1 protein-coding gene is annotated in these 205 nt (G+C 65.4%); it reads left to right on the top strand.

All coding sequences use genetic code 11. The features are described 5' to 3' along the window. Positions 1-205 (top strand): extracellular solute-binding protein (locus IH44_RS42250; protein ID WP_035958718.1); only part of this gene is annotated, 205 nt, incomplete at both ends.

The raw sequence follows: 205 nt of genomic DNA, 5'->3' as shown, positions 1-205 counted from the left end.
CAGCAAGGTCTACGGCATCGCCAACTTCGGCACGGTGACCGGCTTCGTCTACAACAAGAAGGTGTGGGCCGACGCCGGCGTCACCGCCTGGCCGAAGACGCCGGAGGAGTTCCTGGCCGACCTGAAGGCGATCAAGAACAAGGGCGCGGCCATCCCGTACTACACGAACTACCACGACGGCTGGCCGCTGCGGCAGTGGACGGAC

It is taken from the genome of Kitasatospora sp. NRRL B-11411 (assembly GCF_000721345.1).
GTDB lineage: Bacteria > Actinomycetota > Actinomycetes > Streptomycetales > Streptomycetaceae > Kitasatospora > Kitasatospora cineracea.
This window is presented reverse-complemented; position numbering and strand designations above follow the sequence as displayed.